Source organism: Paenibacillus sp. EKM206P, assembly GCF_011066155.1.
Taxonomy (GTDB): domain Bacteria; phylum Bacillota; class Bacilli; order Paenibacillales; family Paenibacillaceae; genus Paenibacillus; species Paenibacillus polymyxa_D.
In genome coordinates this window covers 141,618-161,195 of record NZ_JAAMNQ010000012.1, presented here as the reverse complement: position 1 = coordinate 161,195, position 19,578 = coordinate 141,618, and the positions used below count along the sequence as shown (strand labels likewise).

Below are 19,578 nucleotides of genomic sequence, written 5' to 3'. Positions count from 1 at the left end.
GTGCAGATTGTTCTTCCGATCGCTGTTATCCCCGGATTTCTATTGAATAGAACCTGTAAGGGTAAAATCCGGGGATAAAGGCGAACGCTTCGCTTCTTCAGAACAATTCTGCCCGCTCCGCTGGCAACCTCCGTGGAGATTCTATACGTTTTAGAGGTGTGTAAAGAAAAAGAGAGTTTCGCAAAGCGTTTGCTAGCGGAACTCTCTCTTTTTGCATTTTTTTTATATATTAAGCTTTGAAAAGGGCTCATAGTACTAGTACAACACTTAGTATCCTTAATAAATATGCTTTTCCTTCGCTTCTTGCAGCCATGACGGGAACTCGTTAAGCAATAGTTCGTACAATTCATTATCTTCCATAGATTCGATATCTTGTATTTGAAAAAAATTAGCGTTATCTACCACACGGCCTTGTATGTTGTCGAGCTTCTTTAATACACCAAAATCGGACTCACCCACACCTATAAATTGCCAGAAAATCGGCTCTCCTGACGAATCAATGACCGCGTTGTCGATGTTGTCTCCTTTTCCACGCTTCACACCGCCATCATTAATAAAAATAACAAAGGCCGGATCAGAAGAGGGTTCTTCCTTGGTGTATTTGGCGATGACATCGCGCATCACAGGCGGCTCATCATTACGACCGAACTTGGGCAAATAATCATTGGACAGAATATGTCTTTCAACATAGTTGTCAACATCATTTTCGGTAACGGAAGGCAACCGTGAAAAACGGTGATCATACACCCATACGTCCAGTACACCATCATCATCCAAAGCACTCGCTACTGCAACAATTCGTTCCAACACCTTTTGAACGGTACCATTTTTGTACAAACTTCTCATAGATCCTGAAATATCGAGCACCAATCCAACTCTCGCAGTCACATTCGTTAGATTCTTTTTAGTCAGTACCAGTTGCGCATTCTTTTTAAGTAAAGAAATACTGCTCATGTTCCCCACGCTCCTCTATGATGTTTGCGTTTGTACGTCTAGTACGTCTACTCTACCATCTGCGTCGTTCGTCGCCTCTCAGGGGAAAGTCGCTTAATTCTCCGAGTTGGTCATGTGCAGCCTTATAGATTCGAAGAATAGCTTGTACCTTGTTAAAATCATTGTCTTCGGGGCCGAATCCTTCCATATACATTTTTTGAATGATGTTTTGGAAAAAGTCCATACGTTCGCGGACGGAATCCTGCTCGATTTGCAGTACCTCTTCAAAGCTGTGTGTCTCGGCAAAATCAGACAGTTCATCAAATTCCTGTTCCTGATATCGATCTCCCCGAGTTTCGGGATTGAGATCAATAGAGGTACGCAGGGTTGATAATAAAATATTTTCGCGTGCCAGCATGACATGAAAATCTTTGTTCTTAAACAGATCCGTAACGATCAGACGGCACATTTCCTTGTTCTGCAGTAGAATCCCGTCAAAAGGATGCAGCGTCCACACACCGTAGTTAAAAAATAAATTAAAATTGAAGCTGCTGCTTCCATACTGATATACAATGTTAATTTTCGATTCGTCGATGATTTCAAATGAAAATTCCAGCATGCATTCTCCTTTTGGATTCCAATATTTAACTCTATCCTATCAGAAAATGCATGATTTTCAATAAAAAATTTTATTTCACAGAATCATTTAACTCCACAACTGAATCTGCTTTTTCGCTACTGGCAGCCACGAGTAAATAGACAATCACACACCCTAAAATAAAGGACATCATACGCTCGCTCTCTCCTTTTGTCATTCGCTTTTTAAGAGTTTATGCACGAGAATGCTATGTATGTTCATCATGTCCTTTATTAGCTGCTGGCAAACCAAAAAAAGACGCCCTTCGGAGTCATCCCGGCGTCTTTTTCATAGATTGGTCTATTATTCTACATTGTCATCAGTTCAAAAACGAGCTAAGACCCTCAGAAGAATTACTATCCTTCAGCGGTTTGGAAGGTTCTTTCCCTTCGATCCCCAAACGTTGGCTAAGGTTGGCATTGATTGCTGTCATTTTACTTGTATAATCATGGCAGCTTTCAATAATCCGACGGTTTGATTTTTCAGACAGATCCAAAGCAGATACCAAATCACCAATCGCCTGATTCACAGCCTCCAGTGACATAGAAGGCTTGCTAAGCAGATCTGTCGTTCTCTCGGTCGTCGTTTTGAGAAGCTTCGCATTTTCCTTGAATTGATCTTCAATGGTACGGTTGGTCGCATCGACGGCTGAAATGATTTTGTCCTGATCCGCCAGCGCCATCGCGATCATAGCCGATACAGTGATCAGATTCGATGTTTTATCAATCGCATTATTTACAGAATCAATCAGTTTATCATTGTTATCATTAATAATATCCGTTGCCGCAATCGCCTGATTGTATAACAAAATCATTTCGGTCATAGACTGCGTACGAGTAACCACCTTGCGCAATCCCCGCTCCAGATGAGGCTTGCGGTTTTCATTTTCCGGCTTGGCAATCTCGGTCTCAAACAGTTCTTTCAGGCGATTACCAAAGGCGATCTTCGTCTGTAAATTGTAGATTTCTTCAATGGAGGCTTTCTTCAACTGTCTCATGCTGACGATGTTTTCTTCCAGATTATCCTTACCATCTCTCAAGGCAGTAATGATTTTCTCGATGTTCGTCTTCACCGACTGATACTTGTAAATGTAGTTTTTTAACGGGCTTTTACGCAGAAGCTTGCCAAAAAAACTCACATTTTTGCTCTGCTGGAGCGTTTCACATTCATCACGCAGCTTTAAGATCATATTGGATACCTCAGCCCGATCACCGGACATGAGGTCGTTTACCGGACGATCCAGCATTTTAAGGGTCTGCCCCGCACGTTCCTGCGTTTTAACCCCCAACTTACCGATATCATCCATTAAGGTATCCAAGCTCATGACATCGCTTTGTGATACCTTCTGAATCAGCTGTGAAGCCTCCTCAGTCACCTTCTGTTCATCTTCTTTTTTCAACTCAGCCCATGGGGTCGCCATACGCTACCTCCTATTCTAAAAAACAACTGTTCCCAAGTATAATCGTTGTTTTTCAGAGCAGCTAATTTGCTACTTTTTTATTTTCTTACAAATCGCCTACAATTCGGAACTGCTATAACGCTGGTGAATAAGCTCCGCTTTGCTCTGTAATTCCATCAGATCCTTATGCTCCACCGTGGATACAATTACTGATATTTTACTATCCACATCCCGTAATCCGTTTAACAACGTCCTCCGGTTGGTACGCTTCGCATCGCCGCTGAGCCGAAGAAACGGATTAATTAGCCCATTCAAATCCTTCAAAATCAATCTCCGAACCGTATGATTCACTTCGCTGTTGTTCAGTTCATGCAAAAGCGGAATGACCCGCTGCAAACGTGCAAATAGAGCCAGCGCCTTCTCGACAATCTCGTTATCAAGCGCATCCTTCTGTCCCTCGGAGATCACCATATCCTCCAGTACCTCCAAATACTCCATCACCTGAGCAAATTCACTGCTCACCTGATCTGGTTGACGTACTTGTCCTGTCATAGACTGCGGTCGAACGGCAGCTTCCTTTTCATGCTGCTGTGTCTCACCGACCTGCTCCTGCACCACCGGAATCACGGAACCGGTCAGATTGGGGCGAGGATGGCGAACAGCCATGAGGGCGCTGTATCCTCCCAAACCAAGGATCGGAATCGCCAAACACACAAACAATGGCAACCAAAAACTTAGTAAAAGCGCAATCAGGTAGCTAACCACAGCAATCGTGGCACCCCACATTTTTGACGTCATAGCTTGTACCTCCTGACGTAAACCCTTACCATATTGTAGAAAACAATATTTGTGTGTGTCAATGTACGGATTTACGTATGGTGATTGGCTGCTCGATATGACTGGCTAAAATGTCGTATTGCGGATGAAGTGAACCGATCTCATGACCCAAAGCCGATTTCACCGCTAGATAAGGAAAGTTGATACCTGACAAACATGATACATGAAGTCCTCCGGACATCCGCGGATTGATCTCTAGCAGCTTGGCATGCTCGCCGTTATATTTTACCTGAATATTATAATTGTACGGAATATGATACGCCTCAGCGACCTTCTGTGCCACCTCCAACAGCTCGGGATGCTGCTCCAGCAGCCGTAATCGTCCTCCTGCCTTCCTACGCGGAACTGCTGCTAGCAGCTTTCCGTTCCGGTCAGCCAGGCAGTCAATACTGTATTCGTATCCCTCCAGCAACTCCATCACCATCAGATTGGGAAATGATTCTGTGGATGACAATACGCGGTGTGCTTCCTCGAATGAAATATGATTCAGCGCATGGCCGAACAGTTCCTCCAGCGGATTACGTTCATTGTCGATGATACGAAAGCCCATTCCGCCTTCCGCATTACATGGCTTGAAGCATACCTTATGCCCAAGTGCTATTAACGACTCATAAGCCTGTTTAAACTGCTCAGCATTGCTGGCAATGGCATAATCGGGAATCGTGACAATGTCCTTTTGACGGATGGATTCATAATACAGATCCTTTTCCATCAGTTGCTCCAGCAGTTCGGTATCTTGGCATACCATCACTTTTGTCCCAATATCATCGAACAAATAAAGATGCTTGCTAATATCGAGCATATTCCACCGTGGGATAAAGACATCAATTCCGTGCCGCCTGCAAAAATCAGCGCAAAACCGTGCGTACTCCACACCACTGGTGCGAGGCTCTACTTCAGCTACATCACTGGCCTGTAACGCCATATGCTGCGGATCAGAGTGCGTCGCATAGATCTCGAACGGAATACCGTCCTCATTGTTACGAATAGCATTCATATAATGATACGCCACTGAAAACCAGCGGTTAAAATACACTTTAACCTTCTTCACAGAGCCACGTCCCCTATCTATTCTGAAAATGAAGTTTGAGCTGCGAACACACTCCGGTGTATTTCATGAACATACGCCATGATTTCGTTCGCTGCATAAACCCCCGACACTTCTGTAAAACGATAATTGACCTCCAGCTTATCCCGCAGTTGTTCCCGATACAATTCACCATGACGCGGAGCAATCGCATAATCGGCATAGTCCAGCAGACAACGGTCTAGCAAAGAGTCACCGGACGCAACCACGGTCCCTCCATTCGTGAGGTTACGGATATGCTCCACGGCTGCCTGTTTATTCACGGCTGCAGGTACCAAATACACCTTACGACCTTGAATGGATACCTCCCAGCCCATTTCACGCATGATTCGCGCCTTCTCCAGCACCTGTTCCAGCGGCATACGATCCCGTTCAATCATGAAAGCATAGAATAACTCGTCGCAAAAGCGTTCGTTTACCACCCAATCTTCATGCAGCACCTGCCCGAACACCTGACGTGCTTCTTCCGCGTGAGCACCATCACGGCGCACTTGTTCATGAATACGTCGATTCCACTCTCGATCCACCTCGCCTCCAACGATGATGTTTCCACCATTACTCGTCACGGCATATGCGGGAACCAACTCCGTCTGAAACACGGTGATTCGTCGATACTGTTCCATCGTCCGAGTCGTCACGGGCATAAACATCACATCTTCAGGCAGTGTCTTTAGCCATTGCAGGGCTTGTTCAGAAATAAAAGCCGATGTCGCCCCGTTTATCTGTTCCGCAGGCAACAGACCAGGGGACTCCAGCGGTACGCCAAGCGAACGTTTGGAGTAAATCAGTGTCTGATCCAGATCACTTGCGTAGATCATTCTTGTCCCCCCTTGAGCGGCTTGATAATTCCGCAGCAGGAATAAGTCAATCCTTCAAATACCTCTACGGGCACTCCACGATCCTTTGCCAGCAGCATAATATGCTGGAGATTCGGATTATCTTCGCGATCAATCAGAATTTTCCACGGCACTCTGCGCAGCAGTACACGAGTCGTCTCCCCCACTCCGGGCTTGACCAGATTGATATCCCGAATGCCAAATGCCTGCTGAATCGCCTCAATATCCCGTAAGCCCTGCCATGTCACCGCAGGCGGATTCAATGTCATTAGTTCAGCATATGCAACGGCCGCTTCAGCCACGTCTTGAAAATACCCGGATACCGTATCCACAAACGTATTGGACTGATCCACTGACCGCCAGGATTCATAAAATTTGGCCCCATGGAAATCGTCAGGGCCTATGAGATCGTCGCGTAATACCGTCCGACTCATTAAACCTGATACAGTCGAATTCAGACAAGCACTTGGAATCAAATAATCTTCTCGTGTACCAAAGGTTTCTGAACATCTGCCCGGATCGGCCAGCACCGCCAGATCATCATTTAGGCGCAACCCGTAATCCGCATTCATCTCACGGCAGGCCTCAATCAATACCTGGCGAATTGCCCCTTTCCCCGTCCAGCCATCGACAAACTGAAGTTCAATCCCCAGCCCATGCTGCTGTAAAATGTATAATATCGCATTCCGGTCAATGCCTTTGCCACGAATAATAGAAATGCTGTAATGCGGCAAGGATACGCTATACTTCCAGTCAATATAACGCTTGATCAGGATACCAATGGGCGTCCCTGCTCTAGCCAGAGAAACAATCGCCGTATTTAAGCCTCTTTTTCTCACAATCATCTCAGCCACAGAAGCTGCCGCTAATGCAACCTTTTGGGCAGATTGGGCAAGCGTTTCGTGAAACAATGCAATATACTCTGCGGTGGGCTCGTATTCCACTGGCAGCATTTCTGAATAATGGACGCCCGACTGAATCGCCTCTTCACGATCCTCCGTCCCTTTTTCCAACGTAACCCTACTCAAATCCTTCAATAAAAATGTGACATCCGAGGCAGGATAACTGCCTAGAGGTTTGGGCGGATGAATGTTCTTCTGTTGTATTTGCTCCATGAGTGCTTGCTTCATATCCGCGCTCCTTTACTCTCCTGTCTAGTTAAACCGTTAAAATAAACGACATGCACTTTATCGCAGCCCAGACGGTTCAAAGCCTCCAGCATGGGGTTCATCCGCTCTAGGTCCGACTCCCTTTCCATCAAAACGAATATTTCGTCATACTGACCAGGGTCTACATTATAAATAAAATTGCGTATCGTACTGTCCTCAGGCGATGGATATGTCACACCACAAGCGACTCCATACCCTTCTTCTCGGTGGGGATATACCGGGCTGCGTGTCGTCGATTGAAAATACACATCCGGGCCTAACTCTGCTGCAATCCGCATTGGAATGTACATGAATTCTCCCGTGCCCATAACCAGCGTGCGTTGCCCAGAACGAAGTTGCTTCAGTCGTTCGGCTGTACGCGTGATTTCTGCATCCAACGCTGAATTGTCAATGGATTGTAGACCAAAACGGCCTGTATATTTTAGATAAGGAGCTGTATTGGTGTACCCGTCCGTTGACATGGAGCTGTGTACTACCCGCTCAAAACCGGAAGCCTCCTGTTCAAAACGGTGGTCAATTATTCCAGAAGCATCTTTATTAACCTCTGCCATGCTAGTGGCTGCATGTTCTGGGTTCCCAGCCTGTCCAGCATATTCTGCGTGATCCAGTATTGGTACTCCCTGTACCTCAATCTTTCCTTTGAGCAAGCTTAAAGGCGTAATCGTAATGCCTAGCTCTACCTCCAGATCAGCGAAAGCCTGCTCGTCGCTGTCTGTCCGCCAATCCAATAACGAAGCAATCACATACTGTTTACGCGGAAAATGCTCCTGAATATCCCGTATGATATTAAGCGTTGTTTTCCCCGTCGTAATTTCATCATCTACCAGCACAATCGGGCCATCACCCGCAAAAGCACCTTCATCCAGTGCATAGCAACGATGATCAACAGCGTGCGAATGCTCTTCTTCAAACCGAATAATAGGCCGAAGGCCCGGGATATCCTCGCGCGTCGTATGAATATACGAGGCCCCGTCGTCAAACAACCGATACATACTGTGTCCCAGTGCTGTAGCCGTCTCGGCAAAACCAACAAACTTGATCGGCTCCGTAAAAGCAAAAGCTAAACGCTCATCCATCAGCTTTCGGTAGGCCTCTTTCGCATAGTCCGGGTTAAGTAGTCCTCTCACGGCCTCTCCAATCAGTTCATCCATCTGTTGTCCCGCTTGTGGGACAAGCTCCTTATATAGCAGGATCGCCAGCGCCGCACCACTGAGCAGAGAGGTGTATGGGTTTACCGGAATATGCTTGCCCAGCACCTTGCTGACAAATAAAAACGAACGCTTTTTATTGACCCGTGCCGCCATCGCAAACAGCTTGTCCACAGGAAGACGGAATGGATTATGAGTCTCCGTAATTTTAACGCTGAACTGCTCCAGGATTGGCAGCAGATGTGTTTTCGTGGTTGGGTAAGAGACTGACAAAATGTTGTTGTTCATGTAACACCCCGTATACTTTTGATCTATTGATAATTCGATGAGCCCAATTCAAATGCGGCTTAATTTCATTCATTTTGTTGGCATAGGTACTTTTGAATACCCCCAGACTACCATCGTTACGCTCAACAATTTCAAGTGCATCCATATACTCTTCATGTGTCACCGCATACATGGCCTGTACCGGCTTAATATGGGAGGGATGAATAATCGTTTTGCCGATAATCCCATTCTCTTTGTCCATCATGACTTCTCGGATCAGTCCGTCTACGGCATCTGAGATGAAGTCCATCCGCAAGTGTCGGCCCGGCTTCCCAAGTGCATCTTCGAAAGGAGATACTCTTAATTGAGGTTTAAAGACACGTTCTCGGTGAGAGAAATATTCCCATACAGGACCGGAAATGACGTAATTTGAGCCCACGCGTCCAAACAAGTTAATAATATCTGCGATGCAATCCCGAATGACGGCAATTTCATAAATCGTAATATCCGGGCTGCGTCTCAAGCCATATAGACTGGAAAAATCGGTTGCTCCAATGCGTACATTCAACACATATTCCTGGTACTCGTCTAAGATTTCTTTAATCGACAACAGCTCTTTCCAGCGGGATTCCCGATAAATGATTTTGGAGCTTTCAAGAATCGGTAGCCCGTACAGCACAGGCATGTTGTTTTCGTTTCCTGCCCCTGTATGCATACTCCGGTTATATTCTGCAATGAGTGCAAAATACGCTCGTCCATTATCAGAAGAGAACTTGGGTAAGACAAAGCCCGTGAGCAGCGACAAAGATTCACCCAAACCGTTCAGTAGTCGTTCCAACTGCTCCACAGAGCGCACACGCACAAATAACAAAGGTAATTGCTGTTCACTCATCATCCCCGTCCGTACATAAGACAATAGTTGAAACAGCTGCCGCGCCAGCGATTGTTCCGCCTGCCCGACCTGCTGATCCCCTATCGCATCCTCCAAATCCAAAATGACCGTTGTTAACCCTTCATGTTTTCCATTTTTGATCTCTTCCGCTACTTCCGAGCGGGTCGCTGGCATGTACAAAGCCGCTCCTATCGCATAAGCCAATATACTTTTGGGAGAACGGTTATGAAACTCCAACGGTGGAGTATAAAAGATCGCTTCTACTTCCTCAGAGGTTAAATCATTAAAATATTTCAGGGCTCTTCCCCTCCTCTTGCTCTTTCTTGCCTGACTGAAGCCCTGTGCTCCGGGTATAAAAGAAATCCCCCCTTAGTTTCAGGAGGGATTTCGCTATACTTTGTACATTAAGCCTCTTTGTCGGCCTTTTTCTTTCTTTTCGCCGAGCTGATAACCATTGTGCCTACAAAGACAGCAATCAAAATGCCGAAGAATAAAATCTGCGACATATGAAAGCCAAAAGCAGCAGCCAGCATTTTACCCCCGATAATGGCGATCATAATAAAGGCTGTCTGTTCCAGTTCCGGAAATTTATCAATGAGCTTGAGGAACACTTGAGCAACACCACGCATCATCAGAACGCCGAGAATACCACCCAGGAACAGAACCCATACTTTCTCGCTCACACCGAAAGCCGCAATGACGCTATCAATACTGAAGGCAATATCCATCAGTTCGACCATTAATACCGTTTTCCAAAAAGAAGTAGGTTTGTTTTTCACTTCTCCATCACCTTCGGACTTGAATAAGCCCTTATAAGCGATATAGAGCAGATAAGCTGCACCCAGTACCTTAATCAGGGTGAACTTAATCAGGAATGTACCCAAGCCGATAGCCAGGAACCTGAATATATACGCACCCAAAATCCCGTAAAATAAGGCTCTCTTCTGTTGTTCCTTAGGTAAGTGTTTAACCATAACTGCGAGAACCAAGGCGTTATCCGCCGATAAAAGTCCTTCCAGCAAAATGAGAGTTCCTATAATCCCCCAACTCACTGGATCAGTAAGCGTACCTACAACATCACTCCATGAAAAGAAATGGCCGTAGTTTTCGCTGATATTTTTAAACAAATCATTCAACATGAAAAGAGTGCCTCCGATAATTCAATTTATTTGCTACCCTGCGACCAGCGCATGCCCCAGTTATAGGCCCGATCCAACTCACGATGACCGCCATAGAACTGCACGAGTCTTTCAATGCTAAACGTTTCATCGTTTACATTTTGGATCATGGCAATTGCACACATCCCTTTGCGATTGTCATGTTCATTCATGTGAACGATAATGTCCGGCCCATCCTTCTGGTACAGCGTGACTACCCCGTCCGCTTGTGACCAGTTCGTGACTCCTTCATAGATGAAGGTAAACACCAAAATTCGCTTAATTTCAGAAATTTTAGCACCGTTGATGCGAAGATTTTCCCCTGTTTTCACAGAGCCTGTTCGGTCGTCGCCATCCAGAGCAATGTACGGAAAGCGATTTAGAGAACCGAAAACTTCCCCGAGCGCCTGTACAACGCCTTTATCTCCATTCTTCATCTCATATAAGCAGCCCAGATCCAGATCGACACCCTTGGAGCCGCGATTAAAAAATCCCTTGCTTTGCTGCACCTGATTCCAGTTCAGATTGATCAGGATTTCACCCAATCCGCCTGAGCCCTTTTTCAGATTAATGGTGTCGCCCTTCTTCTTCAGCTCAATTTTCCGCAGATTCAGATTCACCGGTGTTGCAGATGGCTCTGGCTTCGGAGCAGGTGGTACTGGTGGCGGCGTTGGTGCTGGTCGAGGCGCTGGAGACGGAGGTGTAGGCACTGGCGTGGGAGGAGCCGGATTATTTTCCACTTCAATCCCAAAATTAACGCACAACGCATCCAATCCACCGGAAAAACCTGCGCCAATCGCGTTGAATTTCCATTCCCCGTTATGACGATACAGTTCACCAATGACAATCGCCGTTTCCACTGTAAATCCACTGTCCAAATTAAACCGCAAAACCTCTCCGCTAACCGGATGAGCAAAACGAATGAACCCACCTTGAACCTGTCCAAAATTTTGCCGTTTCTGATCCGCATCATAAATCGTCAGCGTAAACGCAATCTTCTCGATGTTTGCAGGAATTCGCGTCAGATCAAGGGCAAATTGCTTTTTGTCACCGGACTGTTGTCCGTCTGAATAGGTGATAAAGGGCGTGGTCGGATTGTTATAAAAAATTAAATCCTCATCACCCGATACTTTTCCTCCAGGACCTAGCAAAAATGCCGAAGTATCCAGCTCCAGAGACGCTGGGGACTCCCAGCCAATCCCTACGTTGACATGGGTCAGGCCCGGATTTGTTTTCGTCAAATCCGCCTTCTGTCCCTTTACTACGATAACAGCCATGATTGTGTCACCTTTCTGTCGGTTTGTCATGTGTCAGCGTACGCTAATGTAGCATTTTGGATCATTCGATTCCCAACGCACATAAGAACAATATATAGACAAACTAAAGCGTTTCGATCTATATATTGCTGATTTGAAAATGCTCTTGGGATTTATGCAAAATGCTCAATGTAATAGCTTAAAAAGAAAGGGTAGCGCCCTATGGACACCACCCCAAGTGGATATTATTGAGCGTCCAAGCCATAGTTTTTAGCAAGCGCACCCAATCCACCAGCAAAGCCACTACCGATAGCCTGGAATTTCCAGTCTGCATTCTGACGGTAAAATTCACAGAATACGACGGCCGTTTCGGTGGAAAAATCTTCTCCCAAATCGTAGCGCAGCACTTCACGATCCGTTGCTGCATCTACCACACGCACAAAAGCATTGGACACTTGACCAAAGTTTTGCGCGCGCGCCTCGTAATCATAAATGGTAACCGTGATCCCGATACGGTGGATGTTCGCAGGAATCTTCGAGAAATCAACGATGATTTGCTCGTCATCCCCATCGCCCTCACCTGTACGGTTATCGCCTGTATGGGTAATCGATCCTGCTCCACCTGTCGGGTTGTTGTAAAATACAAAATCATCCGCAGCTTTGGCTTTGCCGTCTTCATAAAGTAGGAAAGCTGAAGCATCCAGGTCAAAGTCCGCGCCACCACTGTATTTATTCGTATCCCATCCAAGACCTACAACGACACGAGTCAAGCCAGGATTCGTTTTGGTCAGATCAATACGTTGTCCTTTGGAAAGGCTAATGGTCATTCCGCATACCTGCTTTCTTTGTATAGATTTTTTATGCCAAACCGTAATCGCGCGTCAATCCTGCAAGACCATCTTGATAGCCGCTACCAATGGCATTGAACTTCCATTCACCGCTATGACGATACAGTTCGCCTACAACAACGCCTGTTTCGATTGAGAAATCTTCTCCCAGATCAAAGCGGACCAATTCTTCATTGTTTGCTTCGTTTACGATACGAGCGTAAGCACGGGACACTTGTCCAAAGTTTTGGCTGCGTTCTTGTGCTTCATAGATTGTAATCGTAAAAGCGATCTTTTCAACGTTAGCTGGCACGCTACCCAGATCAATTTTAATTTGCTCGTCATCTCCGTCGCCATCACCTGTGCGGTTATCCCCTGTATGAACGACAGAGCCGTTCTCATTTTGTGGGTTATTAAAAAAGACAAAGTTCTTATCGGATTCTACTTTACCTTCCGCATTAGCCAAAAATACGGATACGTCCAGATCAAAATCTTTACCGCCATCGTATTTATTTGTGTCCCAACCGAGACCCACTGTGATTTTGGACAAACCTGGATTTGTTTTCGTCAAATCGATTTTTTGACCTTTGGATAAGTTAATTGCCATGAGTAAGAACCCCTTTTCACATTAAGTTTTGTATGAGCAACCTAAAATTACATATAACGCTGAGCCAGCACATCAATATGTACGGCATGGGTTCCTTCACCGATTGCAGCAAACTTCCATTCGTTGTTATGACGATAGAGTTCTCCACAGACCAGTGCGGTCAGCCCTTCATAATTATCAGATAAATTAAACGTCACCAGTTCCTTGGAATTAGCACCGTCCAGAATGCGGATATACGCTTTCTCGATCATGCCGAAGTCCTGTTTCCGGTTAACGCAATCATATATATTCACAACAACAAGCACTTTGTCGACATTGGCAGGAATACGTGCCAGGTCAATTTCAATTTGTTCATCATCGCCGTCACCTTGTCCGGTCAGGTTATCACCGGAATGCACGACAGAGCCACATGGACTTTTTTTATTGTGGAAACACACTACGTTATCTGACTGAGTCAGTTTTCCGTTGGCATCCAGCAAAATGGCAGAAGCGTCACAATCAATATTGGGTTGCTTCTTGAAGCCAAAAAATCCTTTGGACTGTACAGGGTCCCATCCCAATCCTGCTATAACCTTGGTCAGTCCTGTGTTTCCCTTGGTCAAATCAATTTTCTGGCCCTTGACCAGATTAATTACAGCCACTGATTAACACACCTCCCTTCCGTAAAATTTACAGACTAAATTCAGACGGATTCAAACCAAGCGCGCCGCAAATCTCAGCCACAATTCGCTGCTCATTGGCATCAAAGTCACCATCAGCTGCGCCAATAGCGCTACATACGCCAACGACGAGTCGGCCTACTTCTGGCTTACCTTTCAATTTACCAATCGCCTTCAGTGCTTCCTGTTTACCGATTTCAGGTGAAAACTCAAAGTTCGCTACATAGTGATTGAAACGGTTGATGACCTCACCCATATCAAACACTTTCAATTCTTCACTGATATTTATGTATCCGGCCATTTTTGTTTTCTCTTCCGGACTAATCGTACCGTCAGCAAATGCTACTAATGCACAGCCTGCAACAACAGCTTCCATAAAATCTTTATTCTTAAACTTCTTAACTTGGTCTCCAAGTCCTTTTTTAGTTGTATTCAACCAATTTTTAAATGTACTCATGTTTCCCTCCACAATTACGTATTTGGGTAAAGGTATCCTAGTTAATTTCTTCCTTTACTATAACCTGAATTACGATCTTTTTCTACAATAATATACAAAAATACGGTAAATCCGATCTATTTATTATTAGTATCCTCTCTATCTTTAGCCCTATTTTCTACATAAAAGGCCCTCTTCTATCATCCATCATTTGCTACCCCAATTGCAAGTCTGTGAAATGTCAAAATTGATAGAAAGGCACAGCCTTCCAATTCAACAGAAGCACTGTGCCTTTTACCATAATCCACGGTTCACCACCACTTTTTTTAAATTTGTATAGAACACTTCAAGATCCGTGTTCTCAGGCAGTCCCGAAACTTGCCCATCTCCCAATTCTATAATAATCCATTGTCCTGCTTGTGTACGAGCAATATCCATTGTGAAAAATGGACTTTGGATTTGACGTGCAATCTGAATAAATTCATCCAGATCTGTAGGAACGGTCTCATATGCAGCCTCATCCCAGTAATTAACTGTAAAAACAGGCTCTCCGAACATGAAGAATAGACGATATTCTTTAGACAAGGGCATGCCACTTTTGGGGTGAAGGGTAAGAAATTCTAAAGGTACGAACTCCCTTAACACAACTCCTCCATTCAATTCTGTCCCCTGAAGTTCAACAAAACGACGAATCACCCGTTCCACATGCACCTGATCTGACGCATCCGGGATATAACAGGCGTCCAGCCAATCATGTTTCCGTGATTTAACGAAGTCCTTGACCATTATTGCTGTCGTTCCAAAAGGTATGACCGCCTCTAGAATATGCTCCGCATCCAATTGGTCCCGCTCCAGCCATACACTCCGAGGCGTAAAATTTTGAATTAACGAGTATGAATCGGGAAAATAGTGACAGTTCCTATAACTCTTAGCACTTGTCAGCATCCTGATTCGATCGGCCTCCAAGGCTGCAGTCCAAGCACCATATACTTTGGGCCTTAACATCCATCCACGGTATAGCGCGTTCACGTACTCGCTTCCCTGTTTAGCAACATACTCTCGCATATTCTTAGAAACAATATATGGGTTAGACTCTGATCCTTCCCGTTCATCCTCGATCAGATTATCAAAATTGACCAACCCTATATCAAAACCAAGACTCTGTGCAACCTCGCACTCTTCACGGTAATCCATATCTACAATTTTAGAATTTAGAGGATCACTACAAAATAGAAGATACATATGAGTTCCTCCTTTTAACAAATGTATTAGCCTTTAATTTTATTTACCATAAATATAATTATTTTCTATTTAATTTGCTCATTTTGTCTATAAATTTATAATCCCATCTCTCTGATCCGATCTGGGTTATCAACAGTTCTTTGAATTGTCGGCGCTCCAGCCTACTAGAAAAAATCCGCTTGGGGACCAATATAAATTTATGATTAGGCAGCAATATATAAAAGGCAGTCAGCGTATTAATGACCCCCTTTACTTCATCCCAGTTGTAACCCGCAGAGTACGTAAAATGAAGACCCTCCTTTGAAAACTCATAATCTTTTTCAATAGGCCATTGTGGGTGATTTAGGTAGTTAGCTTTCACTTCTTTAATAGTAAAGAAAGGAATAATTACAAAAACTAAGAATGGAAAGAAGAACATCGCTATCGTATTAGGATCTACTTCATTATCTACTATAAGCTTGTATGTAGCCATAATGACCAACAGAAACTGGATTGATGCCATCAACTTAAGCCCAGTAGACTTCTGATACTTCAAACAAAAATTAAATAACATGATATCTTTCAATGTTAGCCTGTACGTGTACAGTAATGTCTCTGATTGTTGCATATCGTAACTCCTCTCCCTACCCTCTCAAAACAACACAACTACTATACTAATGGATGGTTTTTTCATTTACTATTTCTCCCTCTAAAACTAGTACTTTAATCTTTTTCGAATATTCAATTAAATTACCTTGGATATGTATTCTATCTATTTAATATATCGGAATTCAGAAAAAAATGGTAAACAAAAAAATCCACAGACCTCTCCAGCTAGTGAGTTTACAGTTTCCACCTGCCGCTCACCTGTTCTAGAAAAAAAGACTGTAGATTTTATGGGTACTCCTAAACACGTTATTATCGTTCACTGCTCAAGATCTAGTTATAATCCTCCCAATAGCGATACTCCATTTCATTCTCACCTTTGGTGACGATGATCATGTTCTCAATATGTCCGGTTTCTTTATTCGTTCGGTAGATCATGGTACGGGTTTCGCCCTCATCGGGTACAGAGAAAAGTACTTTGTCACTGAGCATGCCGCCACCAATGCCGACGACGTGTTCCCCCCAGCCGGAGGCTGCGCCAGTACCGATGCCCGAACTTCCCCCACTAACACCAGCCCCGCGCGACAAAATAAGACCTATTCCATATCCGCTGACGGTCTGGGCCGTTTTACCTAGAGCATGCTCTCCGGCTGATTGGGTATGCTTTTGGACCCAGTAATCGTATTTATCCGTATTTTGCTCATAACTCACAACATTCCCTTTTTTATCTATAGATATATCCGTTTTGCTTCCGTCTTTACCTGTCAGTTCGGTGACGGCGACAAGGGAATCGGATGTGATCTTGGAGGTCTCTCCTGTATTGTAATCTGTACGGGTAACGGAGTCCTCATATTGCAGCTGCAGGACATTCATCTGGTCGTGAATTTTCTGCATAACCTGCTTGTCGCCGATGGCCTCGGCGTTTTTCAGTAGTTCCTCATATTGATGATATTTAACCGCGTCTGCCTGCTCCCATTCGTCTATGTTTTTGGGCTGCTTGGCAATTTCACCACCATGATCTCCAGCCTCTCCACTGCCTGCCAGCGCTGCGCTAGCGCTCATTGCCGCAGCTAGGGCTGTCCAGAAGCCACGTGTGCTTTCACCATCCGCATTTCTAAATTTCGAAGCGATGCTTTTCAGCTCAATTTCAATGGATTGAACCTTATTTAATACAGAAGATAGTGTATATTTAGCCGTTCGATAGTCATTATAAAAACGATTCCTCTCCATACCATCCCACTGGTTGTGAAGGTAGTTCATTGTGCTATCCAGGCCATTTAACTGGTTATACAGTGTGCCGTGGGCATTGGCAAATTGGGAGGCCACGCTGTCCAGCTGCTCCGGTGTGACTTGGATTTTTGTCATGGTGATCACATCCCATCTATGAAATAGGAGATAGAAATTATATTTTACAGTAAGCCTTATTTCATATTGTAAGCTATAGAGGTCGGACATTCATGAGGATTTATACGTATTTGTGTATTCAGAAGCAGTTCCTTTGATATAATGAATCCATATGAGTTCATTTCGACAAATACATTATTGAAAGTCAGGTGTAGGGACATGTCAGACAAAAAAATTATCTTTTTCGATATCGACGGTACATTGCTGGACGATGACAAGAAAATGCCGTTAACGGCAGAAAAGGCCGTCTTTGCTTTGAAAGAGCTGGGACATGAGGTGGCCATTGCAACAGGACGTGCGCCTTTTATGTTCAAAGATATCCGCGAGCAGTTGGAAATTGACTCCTACGTCAGCTTTAATGGGCAATATGTCGTGCTCCGCGGGGAAGTGGTCGCTACCAATCCGTTGAACAGAGAAGCCTTGCAAACGATGACCGATCTGGCCCTCACACATAATCATGCTCTCGTATATATGGATCATATGGACATGAAGGCCAATATTCCTAACGATGAGCTTGTAGAGAAATCGGTCCAAACGCTTAAGGCCAAGATTTCAGTTGGATACGATCCGCTCTATTTCCAAGGAAGAGATATTTATCAGACGCTGTTGATGTGTACAGCAGAAGAAGAGCCTTTCTATGAAACGGTATTCAAGGCGTTTGACTTTGTGCGCTGGCATCCGAGTTCTGTGGACGTTGTTCCTCATGCTGGCTCCAAAGCGAAGGGTATTCGCGAAATTACGTCCAGACTGGGCATTGCCGCTGAAAATCAATACGCCTTTGGCGATGGCTTAAATGATGTGGAGATGCTGACAGCTATACATAACAGCGTCGCGATGGGCAACGGCTGTGATGAAGCCAAAGCCGCAGCTAAAATGGTCACAAAACGCGCAGATGAAGACGGTATTTTGTACGGACTGCAAAAGCTTGGTTTGTTAAGCTAACAGGATTGCTGACAGACTGGACATGTTTCGTGAAAAATAAAGTCTGTTTAAAGACTTACATATGAGAAAATAGGAGGTTGTCCTTAAATATGGAGACGGAAGGCTTACGCAATGTCGAACAGCTAGCCATGAAGAAGTACAAAATTTACAAGCAGAGCCTACTCCGGTATTTGGCACGTTCCATGCTGGCGAGTATGTTCATTGGGTTCGGCGTTATTGTAGCCTTCAAGACGGGCAACTTTTTTTACATGGAGCATTCTCCATTCACTTATCCCATGGCGGCACTTACGTTCGGAGCTGCCATCATTCTGATCGCTTACGGCGGCGGGGATTTGTTTACAGGTAACACCTTCTATTACACTTATGCTGCGCTCCGTAAAAAGCTGCGCTGGGGGCAGGTGCTTCGATTATGGGCTGCCAGCTATGGCGGTAATTTACTGGGTGCGGGGGTATTTGCACTCCTTATTTACTTGACCGGGCTGTTTGACTCCTCCAGCGTGAACAGCTTTCTACTGAACGTGGTTGAGCATAAAATGGAAGCGCCTGCAATGCAGCTATTCTTCCGAGCTATTTTGTGTAATTGGCTCGTCTGTCTTGCCTTTTTTGTTCCCATGTTTATGAAGGAAAATGGCGCAAAGATGTTTGCCATGATGCTGTTTGTGTTCTGCTTCTTCATTTCGGGATATGAGCATAGTGTGGCTAATATGTGTACTTTCGCCATTGCGCTCGTGCTGGACCATCCGGGTACGGTTTCTGTCGCTGGCGTGATCCATAATCTCGTTCCGGTTACGCTCGGAAATCTGGTTGGCGGCGTGCTGCTTATGGGGGTTATGTACTATTCGGTGAATCTCCCGTTTTTGGACGAGGAAGAACATTAAAAAAGAAGCCGTGGGACTTAGGTTCCACGGCTTCTTTGCGTTATTTTCATAATAGAGTATGCAGTGTTCACAGGTGATTCCTTGCCGTTTATTCGGCTTGAGCAGGAAAATGAATAAATTCCTCCAACTCCTTGAACAGCTTCTTGGGATTGACGTTGTCAGGTACAACCAGAGTTAGCGGCTCATCCAGCTTCAGCACATACATGCCTAAAATGGATTTGGCATCTGCCATGCCGCTTTTGCCATGAATCCAGATGTCATAGGTATAATTAGAAACGATTTGATTGATTTTTTCAATATCCTTAACGTCTTTTACCTTGATGGGTGTCATCATTGCACAGCACTCCCCTGCATTGAATTGGGGCTTACGAAACAAGCCT

General features: G+C 44.8%; 21 protein-coding genes. 2 read left to right on the top strand and 19 right to left on the bottom strand.

Annotation, left to right across the window (positions count from 1 at the left end; all coding sequences use genetic code 11):
• Positions 1-276 precede the first annotated feature (276 nt).
• The 18 genes from G9G53_RS21115 to G9G53_RS21030 all read right to left on the bottom strand — a co-directional run bounded on the left by G9G53_RS21115 (position 277) and on the right by G9G53_RS21030 (position 17,339).
• On the bottom strand, positions 277-954 hold the full coding sequence (locus G9G53_RS21115) for a vWA domain-containing protein (protein ID WP_029517556.1): 678 nt from the start codon (positions 952-954) through the stop codon (positions 277-279).
• A 52-nt stretch (positions 955-1,006) separates the two neighbouring features.
• A complete protein-coding gene (locus G9G53_RS21110; protein WP_029517557.1) occupies positions 1,007-1,552 on the bottom strand; it encodes a hypothetical protein in 546 nt (181 codons plus the stop codon).
• A gap of 337 nt (positions 1,553-1,889) precedes the next feature.
• Complete coding sequence (locus G9G53_RS21105; RefSeq protein ID WP_039272510.1) at positions 1,890-2,990, bottom strand: toxic anion resistance protein; 1,101 nt, start codon at positions 2,988-2,990, stop codon at positions 1,890-1,892.
• A 96-nt stretch (positions 2,991-3,086) separates the two neighbouring features.
• Complete coding sequence (locus G9G53_RS21100; RefSeq protein ID WP_165150031.1) at positions 3,087-3,767, bottom strand: hypothetical protein; 681 nt, start codon at positions 3,765-3,767, stop codon at positions 3,087-3,089.
• A gap of 58 nt (positions 3,768-3,825) precedes the next feature.
• Positions 3,826-4,857, bottom strand: coding sequence for an ATP-grasp domain-containing protein (locus G9G53_RS21095; RefSeq protein ID WP_165150029.1), 1,032 nt, complete (start codon positions 4,855-4,857; stop codon positions 3,826-3,828).
• A gap of 17 nt (positions 4,858-4,874) precedes the next feature.
• Positions 4,875-5,711, bottom strand: coding sequence for an HAD family hydrolase (locus G9G53_RS21090; RefSeq protein WP_029517561.1), 837 nt, complete (start codon positions 5,709-5,711; stop codon positions 4,875-4,877).
• Positions 5,708-6,859, bottom strand: a complete 1,152-nt coding sequence (locus tag G9G53_RS21085) for a cysteine protease StiP family protein (RefSeq protein WP_029517562.1) — start codon at positions 6,857-6,859, stop codon at positions 5,708-5,710. The genes G9G53_RS21090 and G9G53_RS21085 overlap by 4 nt, the downstream gene beginning before the upstream one ends.
• A complete protein-coding gene (locus tag G9G53_RS21080) occupies positions 6,856-8,202 on the bottom strand; it encodes a phosphoribosyltransferase family protein (protein ID WP_069012943.1) in 1,347 nt (448 codons plus the stop codon). Before G9G53_RS21080 ends, G9G53_RS21085 begins: the two co-directional genes overlap by 4 nt.
• 52 nt (positions 8,203-8,254) lie before the next feature.
• Entirely contained in the window at positions 8,255-9,442 is a 1,188-nt protein-coding gene (locus tag G9G53_RS21075; protein WP_069012936.1) for an HpcH/HpaI aldolase/citrate lyase family protein, read from the bottom strand.
• Positions 9,443-9,609: 167 nt separating this feature from the next.
• Positions 9,610-10,344 carry a TerC family protein gene (locus tag G9G53_RS21070; protein ID WP_029517565.1) on the bottom strand — a complete coding sequence of 245 codons (735 nt, stop codon included), beginning with the start codon at positions 10,342-10,344 and terminating at the stop codon, positions 9,610-9,612.
• 26 nt (positions 10,345-10,370) lie between these two features.
• Positions 10,371-11,639 (bottom strand): TerD family protein, encoded by a 1,269-nt coding sequence (locus G9G53_RS21065; protein ID WP_029517566.1) that lies wholly within the window; start codon positions 11,637-11,639, stop codon positions 10,371-10,373.
• Between the two features lie 224 nt (positions 11,640-11,863).
• Positions 11,864-12,445: a TerD family protein gene (locus G9G53_RS21060; protein ID WP_069012934.1), complete on the bottom strand. Its 582-nt coding sequence runs from the start codon at positions 12,443-12,445 to the stop codon at positions 11,864-11,866.
• Positions 12,446-12,476: 31 nt separating this feature from the next.
• Positions 12,477-13,052: a TerD family protein gene (locus tag G9G53_RS21055; RefSeq protein ID WP_013308970.1), complete on the bottom strand. Its 576-nt coding sequence runs from the start codon at positions 13,050-13,052 to the stop codon at positions 12,477-12,479.
• 47 nt (positions 13,053-13,099) lie between these two features.
• A complete protein-coding gene (locus tag G9G53_RS21050; RefSeq protein ID WP_069012933.1) occupies positions 13,100-13,693 on the bottom strand; it encodes a TerD family protein in 594 nt (197 codons plus the stop codon).
• Between the two features lie 28 nt (positions 13,694-13,721).
• Positions 13,722-14,168 carry a tellurite resistance TerB family protein gene (locus G9G53_RS21045; protein ID WP_013369616.1) on the bottom strand — a complete coding sequence of 149 codons (447 nt, stop codon included), beginning with the start codon at positions 14,166-14,168 and terminating at the stop codon, positions 13,722-13,724.
• Positions 14,169-14,441: 273 nt separating this feature from the next.
• The gene (locus tag G9G53_RS21040; protein WP_165150027.1) at positions 14,442-15,389 is read right to left on the bottom strand and encodes an ATP-grasp domain-containing protein; all 948 of its coding nucleotides are present in this window, start codon (positions 15,387-15,389) and stop codon (positions 14,442-14,444) included.
• A gap of 58 nt (positions 15,390-15,447) precedes the next feature.
• Complete coding sequence (locus G9G53_RS21035; RefSeq protein ID WP_069012931.1) at positions 15,448-15,996, bottom strand: YcxB family protein; 549 nt, start codon at positions 15,994-15,996, stop codon at positions 15,448-15,450.
• Positions 15,997-16,307: 311 nt separating this feature from the next.
• Positions 16,308-17,339 carry a WXG100 family type VII secretion target gene (locus tag G9G53_RS21030; RefSeq protein WP_165150025.1) on the bottom strand — a complete coding sequence of 344 codons (1,032 nt, stop codon included), beginning with the start codon at positions 17,337-17,339 and terminating at the stop codon, positions 16,308-16,310.
• 198 nt (positions 17,340-17,537) lie between these two features.
• On the opposite strand from G9G53_RS21030, the gene G9G53_RS21025 reads away from it, so the two are divergent.
• Both G9G53_RS21025 and G9G53_RS21020 read left to right on the top strand, forming a co-directional pair.
• Positions 17,538-18,320, top strand: a complete 783-nt coding sequence (locus tag G9G53_RS21025; RefSeq protein WP_029517570.1) for a Cof-type HAD-IIB family hydrolase — start codon at positions 17,538-17,540, stop codon at positions 18,318-18,320.
• Between the two features lie 89 nt (positions 18,321-18,409).
• The gene (locus G9G53_RS21020) at positions 18,410-19,198 is read left to right on the top strand and encodes a formate/nitrite transporter family protein (RefSeq protein ID WP_013308962.1); all 789 of its coding nucleotides are present in this window, start codon (positions 18,410-18,412) and stop codon (positions 19,196-19,198) included.
• A gap of 88 nt (positions 19,199-19,286) precedes the next feature.
• On the opposite strand, the gene G9G53_RS21015 is transcribed toward G9G53_RS21020, so the two are convergent.
• Positions 19,287-19,532, bottom strand: coding sequence for an HPr family phosphocarrier protein (locus G9G53_RS21015; RefSeq protein WP_134903053.1), 246 nt, complete (start codon positions 19,530-19,532; stop codon positions 19,287-19,289).
• Positions 19,533-19,578: the final 46 nt, after the last annotated feature.

Bases quoted from the DNA above. Each gene is read 5' to 3' on its own strand.
- G9G53_RS21115 (WP_029517556.1), bottom strand. From the start codon at position 954: ATGAGCAGTATTTCTTTACTTAAAAAGAATGCGCAACTGGTACTGACT.
- G9G53_RS21110 (WP_029517557.1), bottom strand. From the start codon at position 1,552: ATGCTGGAATTTTCATTTGAAATCATCGACGAATCGAAAATTAACATT.
- G9G53_RS21105 (WP_039272510.1), bottom strand. From the start codon at position 2,990: ATGGCGACCCCATGGGCTGAGTTGAAAAAAGAAGATGAACAGAAGGTG.
- G9G53_RS21100 (WP_165150031.1), bottom strand. From the start codon at position 3,767: ATGACGTCAAAAATGTGGGGTGCCACGATTGCTGTGGTTAGCTACCTG.
- G9G53_RS21090 (WP_029517561.1), bottom strand. From the start codon at position 5,711: ATGATCTACGCAAGTGATCTGGATCAGACACTGATTTACTCCAAACGT.
- G9G53_RS21085 (WP_029517562.1), bottom strand. From the start codon at position 6,859: ATGAAGCAAGCACTCATGGAGCAAATACAACAGAAGAACATTCATCCG.
- G9G53_RS21080 (WP_069012943.1), bottom strand. From the start codon at position 8,202: ATGGCGGCACGGGTCAATAAAAAGCGTTCGTTTTTATTTGTCAGCAAG.
- G9G53_RS21070 (WP_029517565.1), bottom strand. From the start codon at position 10,344: ATGTTGAATGATTTGTTTAAAAATATCAGCGAAAACTACGGCCATTTC.
- G9G53_RS21065 (WP_029517566.1), bottom strand. From the start codon at position 11,639: ATGGCTGTTATCGTAGTAAAGGGACAGAAGGCGGATTTGACGAAAACA.
- G9G53_RS21060 (WP_069012934.1), bottom strand. From the start codon at position 12,445: ATGACCATTAGCCTTTCCAAAGGACAACGTATTGATCTGACCAAAACG.
- G9G53_RS21055 (WP_013308970.1), bottom strand. From the start codon at position 13,052: ATGGCAATTAACTTATCCAAAGGTCAAAAAATCGATTTGACGAAAACA.
- G9G53_RS21045 (WP_013369616.1), bottom strand. From the start codon at position 14,168: ATGAGTACATTTAAAAATTGGTTGAATACAACTAAAAAAGGACTTGGA.
- G9G53_RS21040 (WP_165150027.1), bottom strand. From the start codon at position 15,389: ATGTATCTTCTATTTTGTAGTGATCCTCTAAATTCTAAAATTGTAGAT.
- G9G53_RS21035 (WP_069012931.1), bottom strand. From the start codon at position 15,996: ATGCAACAATCAGAGACATTACTGTACACGTACAGGCTAACATTGAAA.
- G9G53_RS21030 (WP_165150025.1), bottom strand. From the start codon at position 17,339: ATGACAAAAATCCAAGTCACACCGGAGCAGCTGGACAGCGTGGCCTCC.
- G9G53_RS21025 (WP_029517570.1), top strand. From the start codon at position 17,538: ATGTCAGACAAAAAAATTATCTTTTTCGATATCGACGGTACATTGCTG.
- G9G53_RS21020 (WP_013308962.1), top strand. From the start codon at position 18,410: ATGGAGACGGAAGGCTTACGCAATGTCGAACAGCTAGCCATGAAGAAG.
- G9G53_RS21015 (WP_134903053.1), bottom strand. From the start codon at position 19,532: ATGATGACACCCATCAAGGTAAAAGACGTTAAGGATATTGAAAAAATC.